Annotated in this window: 11 protein-coding genes, 2 tRNA genes and 1 riboswitch; of the genes, 3 read left to right on the top strand and 10 right to left on the bottom strand. The window is 50.2% G+C overall.

Annotation, left to right across the window (positions count from 1 at the left end):
• Positions 1 to 242: 242 nt before the first annotated feature.
• The gene (fusA, locus tag AB7S66_RS07035) at positions 243 to 2,273 is read right to left on the bottom strand and encodes an elongation factor G (RefSeq protein ID WP_428518741.1); all 2,031 of its coding nucleotides are present in this window, start codon (positions 2,271 to 2,273) and stop codon (positions 243 to 245) included.
• A gap of 53 nt (positions 2,274 to 2,326) precedes the next feature.
• Positions 2,327 to 4,384 carry a heavy metal translocating P-type ATPase gene (locus AB7S66_RS07030; RefSeq protein WP_428518740.1) on the bottom strand — a complete coding sequence of 686 codons (2,058 nt, stop codon included), beginning with the start codon at positions 4,382 to 4,384 and terminating at the stop codon, positions 2,327 to 2,329.
• Between the two features lie 199 nt (positions 4,385 to 4,583).
• On the opposite strand from AB7S66_RS07030, the gene AB7S66_RS07025 reads away from it, so the two are divergent.
• Both AB7S66_RS07025 and AB7S66_RS07020 read left to right on the top strand, forming a co-directional pair.
• Positions 4,584 to 5,288: an L-ribulose-5-phosphate 4-epimerase gene (locus AB7S66_RS07025; protein ID WP_428518739.1), complete on the top strand. Its 705-nt coding sequence runs from the start codon at positions 4,584 to 4,586 to the stop codon at positions 5,286 to 5,288.
• Positions 5,289 to 5,291: 3 nt separating this feature from the next.
• A complete protein-coding gene (locus AB7S66_RS07020) occupies positions 5,292 to 6,764 on the top strand; it encodes an L-fucose/L-arabinose isomerase family protein (protein WP_428518738.1) in 1,473 nt (490 codons plus the stop codon).
• 64 nt (positions 6,765 to 6,828) lie between these two features.
• Here the strand turns inward: AB7S66_RS07020 and AB7S66_RS07015 are convergent, their stop codons facing one another.
• The 3 genes from AB7S66_RS07015 to AB7S66_RS07005 form a co-directional block, all read right to left on the bottom strand.
• Positions 6,829 to 7,731: a hypothetical protein gene (locus tag AB7S66_RS07015; protein ID WP_428518737.1), complete on the bottom strand. Its 903-nt coding sequence runs from the start codon at positions 7,729 to 7,731 to the stop codon at positions 6,829 to 6,831.
• Positions 7,732 to 7,739: 8 nt separating this feature from the next.
• Complete coding sequence (locus AB7S66_RS07010; protein WP_428518736.1) at positions 7,740 to 9,110, bottom strand: aldehyde dehydrogenase; 1,371 nt, start codon at positions 9,108 to 9,110, stop codon at positions 7,740 to 7,742.
• Positions 9,111 to 9,171: 61 nt separating this feature from the next.
• The gene (locus tag AB7S66_RS07005; RefSeq protein WP_428518735.1) at positions 9,172 to 10,236 is read right to left on the bottom strand and encodes a M42 family metallopeptidase; all 1,065 of its coding nucleotides are present in this window, start codon (positions 10,234 to 10,236) and stop codon (positions 9,172 to 9,174) included.
• Between the two features lie 98 nt (positions 10,237 to 10,334).
• Positions 10,335 to 10,420, top strand: a riboswitch (Fluoride riboswitch).
• Positions 10,421 to 10,441: 21 nt separating this feature from the next.
• Between AB7S66_RS07005 and AB7S66_RS07000 the strand changes: the two genes are divergently transcribed.
• Complete coding sequence (locus AB7S66_RS07000; protein ID WP_428518734.1) at positions 10,442 to 11,710, top strand: cation:proton antiporter; 1,269 nt, start codon at positions 10,442 to 10,444, stop codon at positions 11,708 to 11,710.
• Between the two features lie 274 nt (positions 11,711 to 11,984).
• On the opposite strand, the gene AB7S66_RS06995 is transcribed toward AB7S66_RS07000, so the two are convergent.
• The 5 genes from AB7S66_RS06995 to AB7S66_RS06975 form a co-directional block, all read right to left on the bottom strand.
• Positions 11,985 to 12,056, bottom strand: a tRNA-Glu gene (locus AB7S66_RS06995).
• A gap of 30 nt (positions 12,057 to 12,086) precedes the next feature.
• A tRNA-Lys gene (locus AB7S66_RS06990) sits at positions 12,087 to 12,159 on the bottom strand.
• Between the two features lie 120 nt (positions 12,160 to 12,279).
• Complete coding sequence (locus AB7S66_RS06985; RefSeq protein ID WP_428518733.1) at positions 12,280 to 13,230, bottom strand: AEC family transporter; 951 nt, start codon at positions 13,228 to 13,230, stop codon at positions 12,280 to 12,282.
• A 65-nt stretch (positions 13,231 to 13,295) separates the two neighbouring features.
• Entirely contained in the window at positions 13,296 to 14,651 is a 1,356-nt protein-coding gene (locus AB7S66_RS06980) for an ATP-binding protein (RefSeq protein ID WP_428518732.1), read from the bottom strand.
• 18 nt (positions 14,652 to 14,669) lie between these two features.
• Positions 14,670 to 16,016, bottom strand: coding sequence for an MATE family efflux transporter (locus AB7S66_RS06975; protein WP_428518731.1), 1,347 nt, complete (start codon positions 16,014 to 16,016; stop codon positions 14,670 to 14,672).
• Positions 16,017 to 16,154 lie beyond the last annotated feature (138 nt).

Genomic DNA, 16,154 nt, shown 5'->3' with positions numbered 1-16,154 from the left:
TGAGCCTGGGTCAGGGAGAGTTTTCTTCTACGCTCCTTGAGGTTCCTTGCGAAAATATCCTGCAAATTGTAGGTTCTAGCCATGTTGTACTCCTCTTATGAAACTGCAATGTAAAAACAACCGAGAAACGTGTAAATCACTTCCTATGGTGTAGTATTTACACTGCTTCCGATACATTCTAGGCATATTTGTCACAACTTCGCAAGGTTGGTACCATGCTGTTTCGATGTTTTTCCATACCATTAGCGGTTTTTTTGCGCGTAATGGTCGAACTCCATCGAAAAGGTTCCCCTGCCTTGAGTTGCAGAGCGTAGCGCAGTGGAATACCCAAACAACTGCGACAGCGGTGCTTGTGCATGAATCTGTTCACTTGCAGTCCTGCTTTCGATGCTGTTGACCAGTCCACCCCTGCTGGTGATGCTGCTGATTGCCTCTCCTACATACTGCGTAGGCACGATTACCGTGACCTTCATCACCGGTTCCATCAGGATAGGGGCGGCACTCTGTGCAACCTTGTCGAAACACATTGCGGCACACGCCTCGAATGCGAACGGGGTAGCGGTAAGTTCATTATAGGTGATGCTGGTAACCTCGACCTCAAGGTCAACGGTTTCGTATCCGAATTGTATGCCACCCTTGAAGGCATTGGTTATTCCCCGTTTTACCGCTTCATAATACTGTTCATCCATGCCTCTTACTTTCGCCGAGCAGATATAGCGGTTCCCACTTCCGGAAGGCAGGGGTCGAATGGTGATGGCAACCCCTGCGGTATTCTCCTTGCCGGCAATGATCTTGGAGAACTTTTCGCTTCCACTGGCTTCCTTGGTAACTGATTCCCGGTAGGTAACCTGTGGGTTGCCCACTCGTGCCTTGATCTTCATCTCTTTGGTGAGCCTTGTCACCAATACATCCAGATGCAACTCACCCATGCCGCTGATCACCAGCTGGCCAGTCTCATCGTCATCACGGTACGTGAAGGTGGGATCTTCCTGTGCAAGGACCGCAAGGGCGGCTCGTAGCTTGTCCCCGTCACTGAGGCTGCTCGGCTCAATGGCAACCGAGATGACAGGAATGGGGAAGTGCATCTCCTCGAGGAGGATCTGTGCGCCTTCACTGCCTACGGTATCGCCGGTTCTTCCTTCCTTGAACCCAATGATGACACCAATGTCACCCGCTTCGAGCTCACTCAATTCCTCTTGACGGTTTGCATGCATACGGAGAATCCTGTTGACCCGCTCCCGTTTCTTTTTGCTGATATTCATCAAGGCAGTACCTTTCTTGATGGTACCATTGTATACCCTGACAAAATTCATGGGACCGGCTTCCCTGTCTACTTGGATCTTGAAGATGAGGCCAAGCGGGGGTTTGTTCTTGTCATAGGGAATCTCCACATTTTTCCCCGTCTTCTGATGGAGGCCGACGATAGGGGGAACTTCAGAGGGGGAGGGCAGGTAGTCTATGACTCCATCCAGGAGGGACTGGACACCGATATCCTTGAGTGAGGAGCCAACAAACACCGGCAGAGCCTGTCGTGCAATGGTCGCCTTCTTCAAGGTTTTCTTGATCAGCTCAGCATCGATGGGTTCCCCTTCAAAATATAGTTCAGTGATTTCATCGCTGAAGGAGGCAACACTGTCGATCAACTTCTCGTACCAGCTATCCACCTCTTCCTGCATGGAGGAAGGAATCTCCTCCTCTGTATAGGTCATTCCCTGGTCTTCAACACTGTATACATAATACTTTTTGGTAAGCAGGTTGATGATGCCACTGAAGTTGTTCTCTGCCCCGACCGGAAGGAAAAGGGGTATGGGATTGGCGCCGAGCTTGAGTTTCAGCTCGGAGACCGCCTCATGGAAGTTGGCCCCGAGCCTATCCATCTTGTTGATGAATGCGATACGAGGTACACGATAGGTGTCCGCCTGTCTCCAGACAGTCTCCGTCTGTGGTTCCACTCCTCCCACTGCGCATACAACCATGACCGCACCGTCAAGGACACGAAGGGAGCGCTCCACTTCTGCGGTGAAGTCGACGTGTCCCGGGGTATCGATGATATTGATCTGGTGTTCTTTCCAGTAACAGGTGGTGGCAGCACTTGCGATGGTGATACCGCGATCCTGCTCCTGTTCAAGGAAGTCCATGGTTGCTTCCCCGTTGTCTACCTCACCGATGCGATGGTTTTCACCTGTATAGTAGAGGATGCGTTCAGTGGTAGTGGTCTTGCCCGCATCAATATGTGCCATAATTCCAATATTTCGTGTTGTCTTCTCGTTCATGTACTTTTTCCTTCAAACAATCTGAGCAACATTACCATACATGTCTTTTATAATCAACGAGAAAGACGGATCAGGAGAATGCGCAGGGCATTGAAAACAGCAATGATGGTCACCCCTGTATCGGCAAACACCGCCAAAGCCATGGAGGCATAGCCCAGTGCACCCAACACAAGTACAACAGCCTTTACCCCCAGGGCAAATGCAATGTTTTGCTTTACGATGCGTGAGGTTCCCTTGCTGATCATCACCAGTTTTTCCAGCTTGGACAACTCTTCACTCAGAATCACGATATCAGCACTTTCAATGGCGGCATCACTTGCCTTGCTGCCCATGGCAATGCCGACACGGCTGGCAGCAAGACTTGGGGCGTCATTCATGCCATCACCGACATATGCAAGGTGTGGATTGGTTTTCTCAATTTCTGCAAGATGTTCCTGCTTCTGGTCAGGGAGGAGCCCGGCATGATATCCATCCAAGCCTAGCTCAGCCGCAATAGCCTTGGCGTGTTGTTCCTTGTCTCCCGAGAGCATGAAGAGCTGTCTGACCCCAAGGCTTCTCAGTGAGTTGATAAGTTGTTTTGCGTCCGCTCGGAGGGTATCTTTCAGGACGAACGATGCTGCGTGGACATCATCCACTGCCAGGTGGATGGTCCCCTCCTCCTCATTGGGAAGGGAGAGCGGGATTGCTTTGTATGCAAACAGGGCTGCATTGCCTGCAACCACCTGCTTCCCATCGATCAGGGCAGAGATCCCCTTACCTGCAATTTCTTGGATATTGCTTGCTTCAAAGGGAGATGCAAGTGTATCAAATGCCCTTGCTAGTGGGTGATTGCTCTGCCTCTCCAGGCTTGCTGCCAGTTTTTCAAGGTAAGGCTCATCAAGGTCGCTCTTGCCGGTGGGGATCATTCTCTCCAGGGAAAAGCTTCCATGGGTAAGTGTGCCGGTCTTGTCAAAGACCATGGTATCGATGGTTGAGAGGGCTTCCAGATAGTTGCCTCCCTTGACCAGGATGCCATTGGATGCACTTTTGCCGATTCCGGCAAAATAGGAGAGAGGGACGCTGATAACCAGGGCACAGGGGCAGCTTACTACCAGAAATACCAAGGAGCGGTAGATCCAAGTTTCCCAAGTTCCTGTTATCAGGGAAGGAATTATAGCCAAAGCAACGGCAAAAAATACGACGAAGGGGGTGTAGTACCGTGCAAAGGTGGTGATGAACTGTTCACTATGGGCCTTCTTGGAAGATGACTCCTCGACAAGACGAAGTATCTTTGTTGCCGTACTGTCCCCATATGCCCGTGTTGTCCGGATGTCAATGACACCGGTAAGGTTCACGCTCCCGCTCAGCACGGTCTCTCCCTTCTCTGCATTCTGTGGAAGGGACTCTCCGGTCAGGGATTGCATATTCAAGGTTGAGGAACCCCTGATGATAACACCATCCAAGGGAATCTTCTCTCCTGCCAGCACCCTGATGACGCTTCCAACTGCAACCGATTCACTGGCAACCATCTCCAGTTTCCCCTCGCTGATGATCCTTGCCTCATCTGCTCTCAGGTCAAGGACTTCCATTACCGCGTTCCTGCTCTTCTGCACTGCAAGGTCCTGGAAGAACTCGCCGACCAAGTACAGCAACATGACAGCAGTGGCTTCCCCGGTCTCGCGGATGGCGAGAGCTCCTAGGGTGGCAATACTCATGAGGAAATTCTCATCAAACACCTTTCCGTGCAACAGGTTTGTCCCAGCCTTGATAAGCACTGGGTATCCGGCAATGAGATAACTGGGAATGAAAAGCCAGGGGATTTCAAGGAAGAATGCAAGGGCAAAGAACAATGCAGAGAAGGCGATACGAATCATCATGAGAGAGAAAGTTTGCTTCTCCTTGTATGGCTGGGTGGAGACTTTCAATGCAGGTTCGACCCGCTTTGCCTCAGCAATGAGTGATTGGAAGAACGCATCATCCCTATCTTCCGTACTCTGGACATGAATCTGTTTTTTTGCATAGTCAACCCGTGCTCTTTTTACGCCGTCCACCTTTCCCAGGTTCTCTTCAATGGTGGCAGCACAGGCAGCACAGTCAAGATTTTGGACATTCCAGATACACTTATCGGCCATGTAAGTCTCCTATCATTTCAATATATGAACATATATTCATATAATATGTTTTGCTTCCTTTTGTCAAGAGGGGAAAAAGAAGATGAGCAAGCGCTGTTTGTATGATAGAATTGTCATACCTGCGAAGGGGTTTTGGGCTCTATTCGTATGGATTTTTTTTGGACAGAGGAAGCCTTTTAAGGCTCCTGAAGGAGTTAGCATGTTGGAACAACTGAAAGAAGAAGTGTGTGAAGCAAACCTGTTGCTTGAGCACTATCGCCTGATTACCTTTACTTGGGGCAATGTCTCTGCGGTTGACCCAACGCGTGGGTTCATGGTCATCAAACCCTCCGGGGTTCCTTATGCGGAACTTACCGCCGACAAGATGGTGGTGGTGGAACTTGCAACCGGCAAGATTGTGGAAGGTTCCTACAACCCCTCTTCCGATACCCCCACCCACCGCTATCTGTTCAACCATTTTGGAGAGATCAAGGCGGTTGTACACACCCATAGCCGATGGGCAACCATTTTTGCCCAAGCTGGACGGGGTATCCCGGCACTGGGTACCACCCATGCTGATTATTTCTATGGCGAGATTCCCTGTACCCGGGAGATGAAGAACCAGGAGATTGAGACAGCCTATGAGGAAGAGACCGGTAAGGTCATTGTTGAGCGGTTTGCCTCCCTTGATCCTGTTGCCATACCTGCGGTACTGGTTCACAGCCATGGACCCTTTACCTGGGGTTCCAGTGCAAAGAAGGCAGTGGAGAATGCAGTAGTGCTGGAGGAGGTGGCCAACATGGCCTATCACACACTGCTCTTGGAACAGCATCCAACCAGGACTATGGACCAGGTATTGCTGGATAAGCACTATCTGAGAAAACATGGAAAGAATGCCTACTATGGGCAGAAGACCCAGGAGTAAGCTATGGATAATATTGCACAGGTCCGCTTGGGTTTGGTCGCTGTAAGCCGCAGTTGCTTTCCCAAGGCTTTGAGTGAACGGAGAAGGAATGCAGTCAAGGAAGCCTATCAGGATCCCTTGTATGAATGTCCTATTACCGTTGAGGATGAGAAGGATATGCGCGCCGCGTTGGAAGATACCCTGAAGCACGAGGTCAATGCTCTGGTGGTGTTCCTGGGTAATTTCGGCCCGGAGACTGCCGAGACCCTGCTTGCCAAATACTTTGACGGACCGGTGATGTATGTTGCCGCGGCGGAGGGGGACGGTGATTTGCATGATGGCAGGGGGGATGCCTTCTGCGGGATGCTCAACTGTTCCTATAATCTGGCACTGCGCTCCTTGCGTGCACATATCCCTGAGTATCCTGTCGGCACTGCCCGGGAAGTCGCTGCGATGATCGAGGAGTTCATCCCGGTTGCAAGAGCCGTCATATCCCTCAAGCAATTGAAGATTATCTCCTTTGGTCCAAGGCCACAGGATTTCATGGCATGCAATGCACCCATCCAAGGATTGTTTGACCTTGGGGTGGAGATTGAGGAGAACAGCGAGCTTGACCTGCTGGTCGCTTATAACAAACACAAGGAAGACAAGCGCATTGATTCCCTGGTGAAGGAGATGGCAAGTGAGATCGGCAGCAGTCCCTACGAGGGGATCCTGCCCAGGCTTGCCCAATATGAGTTGACACTGCTTGACTGGGTTGAACAGCACAAAGGGGACCGACAGTTTGTTGCCTTTGCAAACAAGTGCTGGCCGGCGTTCCAGACGGAGTTTGGCTTTGTTCCCTGCTATGTGAACAGCCGTCTTACAGCAAAGGGCATTCCCGTCAGCTGTGAAGTCGATATCTATGGGGCACTGAGTGAATATATCGGCATTTGTGTGAGTGATAAACCTGTTACCTTGCTGGATATCAACAACACTGTTCCCTCCAGGATGTATGAGGAGCATATCAGGGCAAAAAAATCATACCGCAATGATGAGTTGTTCATGGGTTTCCACTGTGGGAATACCTCCTGCTCCCTGCTCAAGAACCCCCATATGGGATATCAGGTGATCATGAAGCGAGACCTTGAGCCGGATCTTGCAGAACCCGATATCACCAGGGGGACGATGGAAGGGGACCTGGTATCCGGTCCGGTCACCGTGTACCGCCTGCAGGCAGATGCTCGGGGGCGACTGCGTGCATATGTCGCGCAGGGAGAGGTCTTGGATGTTCCCAGCGAAAGCTTTGGAAGCATCGGCGTGATAGGGATCAAGGAGATGGCCCGTTTCTATCGCTATGTGCTTCTCAAGAAAGCGTACCCCCACCATGCCGCGGTAGCCTTCAGCCATGTCGGGAAGGCCCTGTTCAATGTTTTCACCTATCTTGGAATTGAGGATATCGCCTACAACCAAAGGGAAGGACTACCCTATGAAGGCGAGAATCCGTTCAAGCATTAATAAATGCACTTACAAAGAATTACAGCCCCTGACTTTCAGGAGCTGTATAATAATCCTCAAAATCTTACGTCCAGTCGTCGATGAGTTCCTGGATTTCCTCAACAACCACTGCATCACTCTCTTTCAGTGGTCCCAGTATATTGGCCTTTGCAAGGGCATAGGAGAGGACCATGACAGCTTCCTGCCGGTCACTCATCCTATCCAGGGTGACTGAAGAGTAGAATGGTTTGCTCTTTCCCCCATCCTTGCCCTCGTAGTAGCGGTATTTCTCAAGATTGGTTGAACCTTCCTTCCAGTCTTTCTCCATGCTCCGCATTTCCTTGCTTCTCTTGGATGCACTCCAATCCCTTGCATAGAGTTCCTCGGCAAGTTTGAGGTAGTGGCCGGGGTAGTAAAGATGACTGGGAATGGTATCCATGGCCATTCTCATATAGCTTACTGCCCAATCCTTGTTCCCGAATGAGATGAACCCACCGGGAAGTTCATCATAGAGACTGGAAAGTACGTACCAGGTTTCACTGGAGTCGAGCACACCCAGGGTGTTTACTATGGTAGTCAGGTCCTCGAGCATTCCCTTCGCTTTACCCAAAGCATTCAGCGGTCCCTTTGTCTGTCCCCATCGACCGATGTTCGAGCACTTCCAGAGATACCCTTCCCATGAGGTGTTTGCCTCAATGGATTGCATGGCGTATTGTTCACCTTTCTCATAGAATGCAAACCTACCATCCTTGTCATCCTCATCCAATTCATCACCAAGGGAGACCTGCAGGCGTGCCAATCGCCATAGGACCTCTGCGCGGTCTGCATCATTGGTCACTTGGGCAAGTTGCTCCTCCAGCAGTGCTTCAGCCTGGGTGAATGCATCAATCTCATACAGTTCATCTGCCCTCACTGTGTCAACCGCTGCAGTTAGCGAAACGGTGGCAAGCAGGGTGAGAACCAGAGCAATACCTACTATCTTTTTCATGAACCCTCCTAAGCAAACAATCGTTTGATCAAAGCAAGCTTTCCCCGATAAGGGGCATAACGCAGTTTTATCTCGAGCCATCGTTTACTCTCGAGCACGCTTTTTTGGTGGCTGAAAGTATCGAACCCCTGTTTAGCATGGTAGCTGCCCATACCGCTGGACCCGACTCCTCCAAAGGGTAGGTTGGGATTGGAGAGATGCATGACCGTGTCATTGATGCATCCTCCTCCGTAGCTGACGGTTTTCACCACGTGTTCCTTGTGTTCCTTGTCGTTGCTGAACAGATACAGTGCCAGGGGGTGTTCCCGTGCCTGAACATACCCGACAGCTTGTTCAAAGGTCTCATAGGTAAGGATGGGTAAGATCGGGCCGAAGATTTCGTCACTCATGAGGGTTCCGGTTCTCTGTACATCAGTCATCAGGGTTGGTGCAATTTTCAGGTTCTTTGGGTCGATCTGCCCACCGTAGGCGAGCGTTCCTTCCTCAAAAAGAGAGATGAGTCGGTTGAAGTGTCTTTCGTTGATGATGTGGGGAAGGTCCTTGCAATGCAGTGGATCGCTCCCGAACATGTTGGTGATAGCCAACTTCATCTCTTCTATCAACTGGGAGGCCACCGAGCGTTCAACCAATACGTAGTCAGGTGCTATGCAGGTTTGTCCTGCATTGAGACATTTTCCCCAGATGATCCTGCGGGCTGCAAGGGGAATATCACTGTTTGCTTCCACAATTGCAGGGCTTTTCCCTCCCAATTCCAGGGTGACCGGGGTGAGCGTCTTGGCTGCAGCTTCCATGACCACCTTGCCCACTGTCGGGCTACCGGTGAAGAATATATGGTCATAACGATGGGAGAGCAGTTCCTGGTTCATTTCACTGCCTCCCAGGAAAACTGTCACGTAGTGGCTCGGGTAGAGTTTTGCGATCAGGGATTCCAGAACCTGCGATGTGTGGCTACTGTACCTTGATGGTTTGATGATGACACAATTGCCAGCTGCCAATGCACTGACCAAGGGAGCGATAGTGAGTTGGAATGGATAGTTCCAAGGACTCATGATCAACACAATCCCCAAGGGTATGGAGATGGTGTAGGATTTGGAGGGAAACGAAAGCAAGGTGTTTCTTACCCGTTTCTTACTGGTCCAGGAATCCAGGTGCTTGAGATGTTTGTCAATTTCTGCATAGACCAAACCAAGTTCTGTCGCAAATCCCTCAAAATCAGTTTTCCCCAGATCCTCGAAAAGTGCATCAAGGATCTGTTTCTCATGTTCCTTGATCCCATCCTTCAGCTTCTTGAGCTGGGTTTTTCTCCATGCAACCGACTGGGTTGAGCCATTCCGGAAGAATGTTCTCATCTCAGTGATGCAGAGCTGCACTTCATTCATACGTATTCCCCACTTTTATGCCAGTATGACACCTGGTTACCTGTTTGTCAAAATCAATGCATCAGAACCCAGCGATTATCTGGCCACTGAGATTGCATAGAATTGCCCGAGCGAGGCGTATTGAACTCTCAACGTCCTCGGTGCTGCTGATCCCCCAGTGTGTATGTGCATATCTGACGGGGATGCCGATCACGATGGTAGGAATACCTTGTCCCGATAGGTGCAAAGCAGCTGCATTGGTTGCCCCACCGTTCCTTACCCCTTGCTGTACGGGTATCTGGTGTTTCTCTGCAAGATCGAGGGCAAAGCGTTGGAATCTCGGGTTTGTAATCATCTTTGAGTCAATGAATCGGAGCATGGGTCCCTTGCCCAAGATGGTTTGCTGCTGATAGGGGGGAAGGAAGGTGTCATCAGCCGGGCTTCCCTCAAAGCAGATGGCTACATCTGGGTTGACTTTCCTTGCGGTGAGTTGTGCGCCTCGGCAACCAACTTCCTCCTGGCTGGCAAACCCAGCGACCAGGTTGACATCAAGGGTCTCTTCTTGCAGGTCTTCCAGGACATCAAGAATGGTTGAACAACCAAGTCTGCAGTCGAAGGCTTTGCCAAAGAGCAGCTTTGTTTTTGGATTGTAGGTGCAGGTTGCCTCGGGAATGACTGGGCTTGCCACTTCAGCTCCCATTTCCATGGCTTGTTGCTTGCTGGATGCACCGATGTCGATAAACAGACTGCTGATGTCCGGGACACTTTTTCGTTCAGCTTCGCTCTGGTAGTGAGGGGGTTTTGATCCTACAATACCGGCGATGGTGGAACCATCACGCCTCTGTACGCGTACCATATGAGCTGGGATGTTGGTGGTTACCCATCCCCCGATGGGGATGAATTCAAGCATTCCATCCTCACGGATGCATTTGACCATGAATCCTACCTCGTCGGTATGTGCATCAAGCAGTACCGTTGGTTTTCCTTCCTGGTTCTGGGTTCTTGAAAGATAGAGATTCCTCAATGAGTCTTCTTCAAAACTACCCAGGTGTGCGCCGTCCTTGCGGATAACCTCAAGTACTGCGTCTTCAAAGCCTGAAATGCCATTGGCGTCACAGATTCTTTGTATTCGTTTGATATTTGTCATGATAGTTCTCCTGATATCCTCCATTATTATTCATAGATTGCAGGAGTTGTACACCCGTCAAATAATCTCACTTGACCAAGAAGCATGGCATTTCATATGATTGGGTAGGCGATGGGGTTCGCCGTCTCTCCCAACCCAAGAGAAAACCGCAGCCTGCAATTCTGCTGATAACTCCTGCAACCTAATTAAGGTCTGGAGGTGTGCCATGGCGCTAAGTCTTGCGGAGTTGATGATTCTCTGTCTTCTTGTTGAATATCTATTACAGCGTATCCATGTTCCCCCACTTATTGGGATGCTGGCAGTAGGGGCGGTCCTTGGTCCACAGGTATTGGGATTGCTCGATCCTGACCTGATACGAATCGGCTCAGACCTGCGTATGATTGCCCTTATCGTAATACTTTTGCGTGCAGGGTTGGAACTTTCACGAGAGAGCCTCCATAAGGTGGGGCTCCAGGCCATACTGCTTGCATTTCTTCCAGCAGTTTTTGAAGCCGCTCTCATCATAGCCATGGCACCCGGGATGCTTTCTATAAGCAGGGGAGAGAGTGCACTGCTTGCATGCGTGCTTGCGGCAGTCTCCCCGGCGGTGGTGGTTCCCATGATGGTTCAGTTCATCAAGGAGGGCAGGGGTATCAAGAAGGCCATCCCTACCTTGGTGTTGGCCGGTGCAAGCCTGGATGATGTAACGGTTATCGTAGCGTACAGTATTGTCCTCTCACTCTATCTTGGGGATGCTGTGAATATTTCATGGATGATTGCATCCATTCCCCTCTCACTGGTTTTTGCAGTCATAATGGGTTATCTGATCGCTCGATTCCTGATCAGGGTATTCGAACGGTACAATCCACGAGCAACCAAGCGGGCAATGGCCCTCTTGGCGATTGCAATCGCTCTGGTCCACATTGGGGACCTGCTTGAGGCCAGACATATACCTTTTGCAGCACTCCTGGCAGTCATGTCCATTGGGTTCATTATCTTGGAAAAGAGGGAATCGATGGCTCATGAGCTCTCCAGCAAACTGGGGAAAATCTGGATTTTTGCCCAGATAGTGCTCTTTGCCATGGTAGGGGCGCAAGTGGATCTCAATGCTGCAAAAGAAGCAGGCTTTGCTGCAATTCTGCTTATACTCATCGCACTGGTGAGCCGATCGGTGGGTACCTATCTCTGTACACTTGGTTCCGGATTCTCTCTGAAAGAGAAGTTGTTTGTAGTTATTTCCTACCTGCCCAAGGCAACAGTGCAGGCTGCAATTGGTTCTGCTCCCCTTGCAGCAATGGGTGAACGTGGTATGGATACCCGCCCTGGTCAGATCATCCTGGCCGTAGCCGTGATGAGTATTCTTCTGACTGCTCCCTTGGGTGCGTTTGCAATCAGCTGGGGTGGCAGGCATCTTCTCTCGGTGGATGGGCATGAGGGGTCGAGCTCCTCTGCGCTGGAAGCGAGTGAAGCTGAGTATGATCTGTTCAAGGATTGATCATGAAGGGAGCTGCAATCCAAAGCTTGCGGGTGTGGATACAAGTATATGGACTGCAGCCCGGAAGAAGGGTACATTACATGGATGGCTAATAGCGATTGGGAGATATGATGCTATCAGAAAACCACCCTGTATTTTCTTTGTATAACGGGTTCTATGAGAAGTCAATAGTGAGGCAGGCCTTTCACACAGGGTAAAGGCCCAGAGCTTTCAATTTCATGCTTGCGGTGACAACAAGAAAAAGGGAACCTACCAGACGGTAGGCTCCCTTGAGCATCTCCTAGGGGAATTGAACCCCTGTTGTCGGGATGAAAACCCGATGTCCTAACCACTAGACGAAGGAGACATAACAAGCATGTTAAAAACAGAGGCAAGATGAGCCGCACAGGATTCGGACCTGTGACCCACGCCTTAAAAGGGCGTTGCTCTACCAGCTGAGCTAGCGGCCCTTGCAACGTAATGGACTATACCAGAGAGCCCAAAAGGGTGTCAACTACTTGAGAAGAATTATTGCCGCATCACGTGTGCTTTACGATGGCTTTCCGTGAATGGGACTGCCCCTTTGGTGTTCAAGCATACATTGCTGAAGCGATTATTACTGCAGCAATGGCGACAAGCGTATCCAAGGAGAGTGTGTTGTCGACGTAATCCGATTCACCTTCCTCATCACTGCGCATATAGATTGAGATCACAAACGGTGGAGGGGTAAGGAACATCGTCATGAGCGCAACCTGATACATCCTATCCATTCCCAACCAGGAGTCTACCACCAACGCATTAAGAAGGAGTGCAAACAGGGTAAGCAATATCCTTCTTGCCAGTATGGTCTTCAAGGATTTTCCTATCAGCTCCTTCCTGATATGGATTCCGTAACCGATGGTTATAGCAATGAGGGGAACCGTCAATTGGGCAAGCAGGTCAATCATTTCAGCCAGTGTATCCCAGATGGGAGAGCTTTGGACGTGGGGAGCAATGAAGCTGGTTGCAAGCCCTCCAACGATGGCAAGAATTACTGGGCTGGTGATGATCTTTTTCAGCAGTTCACTGCCTTTGGCATTTCCATCGCGATGCTTGATCAATAGGGCCATCAAGATGGTAAAGACAAATACAACCTGTCCAAGATCTACCAGGGCTATCTTCCCCAGGTGTGCTTCCCCTTGGAAGGAGACAAATACGGCATATCCAAACATTCCCATCTCAAAGCCGGTCATCATCAATGCAAAGTAGGGACTGTGTATCTTCAGAAGCTTCCCGATATAGTGCCCCAAGACAACCATGATCAGGCACACAACAAAAATGAGGATTACCAGAATTAGATAACGGCTTTCCAGTTCTATCGACGAGAAGGCCTGAAACAACAATGCCGGCAAGGCAAGATCAGAGACAATCCTCTTTACATGGGAAAGTGATTCGGTGGAGAAGAAATTGGTTCGTTGCAGCGCATAGCCCAACAAGAAAAGCAGTAACAGCGGTACGACAGGCAGTATCTGTTCAATCATTGCATTCCTCTCTGTATTCATGATGGTAGTGATTTGCCACTACAGCAAGAATCTTCAACAAGTATAAAGGCTAACAGCCCAAACCGCTAGTGGTAATGACGGTCTTTGGGAAGCAGGTAGAGCCAGTAAGCCTTCTCCATTATCTCCAGGGTAACCGATTCCTTTCCTTCCCAGTCTGCAATCACCTGCGCCAAGGTGCAGCAGAGTTCTGCTCTCCTGAGGCTTTTTTGCGTATGAGCCATCACCTTGCTGTAACAAGGAAAAAGATGGGCAAACCCTTCACGCTTGCGTTTTGGTTGCAGGGACCGGACATGCTCCATGGCTTTCTTGTCAACATGGAAAGCCTCGACTGTTCCCGTCAGCAATGGTTCCGGCTCCAAGGCAAGGGCAATTGCGAACCGGTCAAGCAAGGGCCAGCCGAGCATTCCCCAGAATTGATCAATCTGGGTCTGTGTGCAGCGGCATACTCCATGAGCCCCACCCAAATTTGCACAGCGGCATCCGTTCGTTGCAGCAACGATGGTGCAATGAAGTGGATATTCTCCCACTTGGTATGTATCCAGCAATTGTGCAAGTGTCGTTCTCACTTTTGGTTTCTGGTTTGCGAGTTCATCCACAAGCAGCGCACCCCCATGTGCCCGGCATATCCAGGGAGGGGTCCCTGCGAGTATTTTCTGATGGCTCATTCCAGCTTCCAAGCGTAGAAGGGGGGATTCCTTGGTTTGTCTCCCATGGATTGCCCAGACTTCCTGCGCCCGTTCTTCCCTAAGGGGTGGAAGCAACGCTTTGGTCCTGCTCAGCAATAAACTTTTCCCGCTACCTGGTGGTCCGTAGAAGAGCAGTGGTAATTCTCCGGCGACAGCGTAGCAGAGTGCATGCTTTGCTTCTTGCAAACCAAGGATGCCGGAGAATGGATCTTCCCTCACTGTATGCTTCTTGCCAGCCTCCTCACTCTGTATCTCGTTTTCTGGATGACGTAATGCAAATCTCCAAAGCTGGCTTAACGCAGAAGCAATGGAGGGACATGAAATGCTGTTGTGGACAGTGGGGATGTTTTCTCCCGTTAGGACAAGAGATATTCCAGCTTCTTCGCACAACCGTGTCAGCTCCCTTTGTAATGGGGGTGGACTGACCAATGTGCCTGAGATGTCAATGGTTCCATAAAGGAGGATGGAGTGGTTGCTTATTTCAAGAAGGTTTTTCTCCATGCAGAGTAGGACAAGCAAAACCGGAGCAAGTATGCATTCCAAAGATGCGTAGGGTGGTACTTGGATTGACAGCTTGGGAAGGGGAGCTTGGTAGTATGCTCTCAGGTCCTGCTTCAAGCGCGAAGATTTATCCAGGGAAAGTCCGCGGATGGTAAAGCTGGTGGATGTTCTTGAGACCTGGACCTGGAGTAGGGTACCGGTAAAACCGGTTCGTTGGTATCCATATATATGCATACCACCTAAGAGGAGTTATCAGGCAGCCTGCTTCATGATACTACGAAAATGACGCATCTGGATCCGGTAGGCAAAAATCAGGAGGATGGCTGCGGCAATCCAAGCAAGTGGGCTGGAGAGAATAATGCCCCTGTATCCCAATAACCCAGGAAGCGTAAAGGCTGCAAGCGCACGGAATAGTAACTCCTGGATGGAAGAAAGCATGGGGATCAACCCTGATCCCAGTCCTTGGCAGGTATTTCTGAAAACGAAGATGAGCCCAAGTGGGATGAAGAAGTAGGAGATAAGAGAGAGGTATTGATTGGTTTGCTCTATCACATGACTTTGCGAAGCGTCGATGAAGAGCATGGCAAGGAAATCACCGGCAAAGAACACCAGAAGAAATGCTGCCAGGCTGAAAATCACATTCAGCATAAGTGCGCTTTTCAGACCTTGGGAAATTCTTGGGAGATACCCTCCTCCTAGATTCTGTGCACTGTAGGTGGCCATTGCAAGGCCGAGTGTCATCAGGGGCTGGGTCACAAGCTGTTCGATGCGGGTACCCACCGAGTAGGCCGCAACAGTATCGCTGCCAAAGGTATTGATGACAGCCTGGACTATCATGACCCCAATTGCACAGACAGAAAATTGGAGCGCACTGGGCAAGCCGATACGCAGCAGTCTGCCGATCATGGGCCAGTCAATACTCCAGTCTTCTCTCTTCAGGTGAAGGATCGGGTATCGCTTGTAGATATAGAAAAGACAGAGCAGAGCAGAGATCCCTTGGCTGGAGATGGTGGCAAGTGCAACTCCCTTGACTCCCATATCCAGGATGATGACAGAAACTAGGTCTCCGACGATGTTCAGCACACTTGCTATCAGAAGAAAATAGAGAGGGGACCTGCTGTCTCCCAAGGCACGGAGGATGGATGCCAATAGGTTGTAATATATGGTGGCAACTATACCAAGGTACAGGATAACGAGGTAATCTTGTGCATCCTTGATGATGTTCTGAGGTGTATTGAGTACTTCAAGCAAAGGTTTGACGGAGACTATCGCGAGAAATGAAACGAGTATAGAGAGGAATAATGCTGAGAGAATGCTCATTGCTACAGCCTTACGCATGCTCCTCTCATCCTTAGCCCCGAACTTCTGGCTGATGATCACCGAGAAGCCTGCATTGAGCCCGATGACGAAACCAAGCACAAAGAACGTGATCGGCCCTGTGGAACCGACCGCTGCCAATGCGTGGACGCCGATGAATCTACCGACGACAAAGGTATCCACCATTGTATAGAACTGTTGGAATAAGTTGCCTCCCAGAATGGGAAGCATAAAAAAGAAAATCAACCTTAGGGGATTGCCTCTGGTCATATCCTGCTGCATGGGAACGTTGCTCCTTCGATGGGCAATCATATTGCCAACGAATGGTTTGGGCAAGCATGTCAAGAACGATACTTTACACAATATTTTTTAAAACCTACTGGACAGAGGGAAGGAAGTCCTGTATAGTCGCTTCTTGTC

This window comes from Sphaerochaeta sp. (assembly GCF_050178175.1).
Taxonomy (GTDB): domain Bacteria; phylum Spirochaetota; class Spirochaetia; order Sphaerochaetales; family Sphaerochaetaceae; genus Sphaerochaeta.
Note: the sequence above shows the minus strand (reverse complement) of the source record. Positions and strands in the feature narration are given on the sequence as shown.

Bases quoted from the DNA above. Each gene is read 5' to 3' on its own strand.
- AB7S66_RS07015 (WP_428518737.1), bottom strand. From the start codon at position 7,731: ATGAAAAAGATAGTAGGTATTGCTCTGGTTCTCACCCTGCTTGCCACC.
- AB7S66_RS07010 (WP_428518736.1), bottom strand. From the start codon at position 9,110: ATGAATGAAGTGCAGCTCTGCATCACTGAGATGAGAACATTCTTCCGG.
- AB7S66_RS06975 (WP_428518731.1), bottom strand. From the start codon at position 16,016: ATGCAGCAGGATATGACCAGAGGCAATCCCCTAAGGTTGATTTTCTTT.
- fusA (WP_428518741.1), bottom strand. From the start codon at position 2,273: ATGAACGAGAAGACAACACGAAATATTGGAATTATGGCACATATTGAT.
- AB7S66_RS07005 (WP_428518735.1), bottom strand. From the start codon at position 10,236: ATGACAAATATCAAACGAATACAAAGAATCTGTGACGCCAATGGCATT.
- AB7S66_RS07020 (WP_428518738.1), top strand. From the start codon at position 5,292: ATGGATAATATTGCACAGGTCCGCTTGGGTTTGGTCGCTGTAAGCCGC.
- AB7S66_RS06980 (WP_428518732.1), bottom strand. From the start codon at position 14,651: ATGCATATATATGGATACCAACGAACCGGTTTTACCGGTACCCTACTC.
- AB7S66_RS06985 (WP_428518733.1), bottom strand. From the start codon at position 13,230: ATGAATACAGAGAGGAATGCAATGATTGAACAGATACTGCCTGTCGTA.
- AB7S66_RS07030 (WP_428518740.1), bottom strand. From the start codon at position 4,384: ATGGCCGATAAGTGTATCTGGAATGTCCAAAATCTTGACTGTGCTGCC.
- AB7S66_RS07025 (WP_428518739.1), top strand. From the start codon at position 4,584: ATGTTGGAACAACTGAAAGAAGAAGTGTGTGAAGCAAACCTGTTGCTT.
- AB7S66_RS07000 (WP_428518734.1), top strand. From the start codon at position 10,442: ATGGCGCTAAGTCTTGCGGAGTTGATGATTCTCTGTCTTCTTGTTGAA.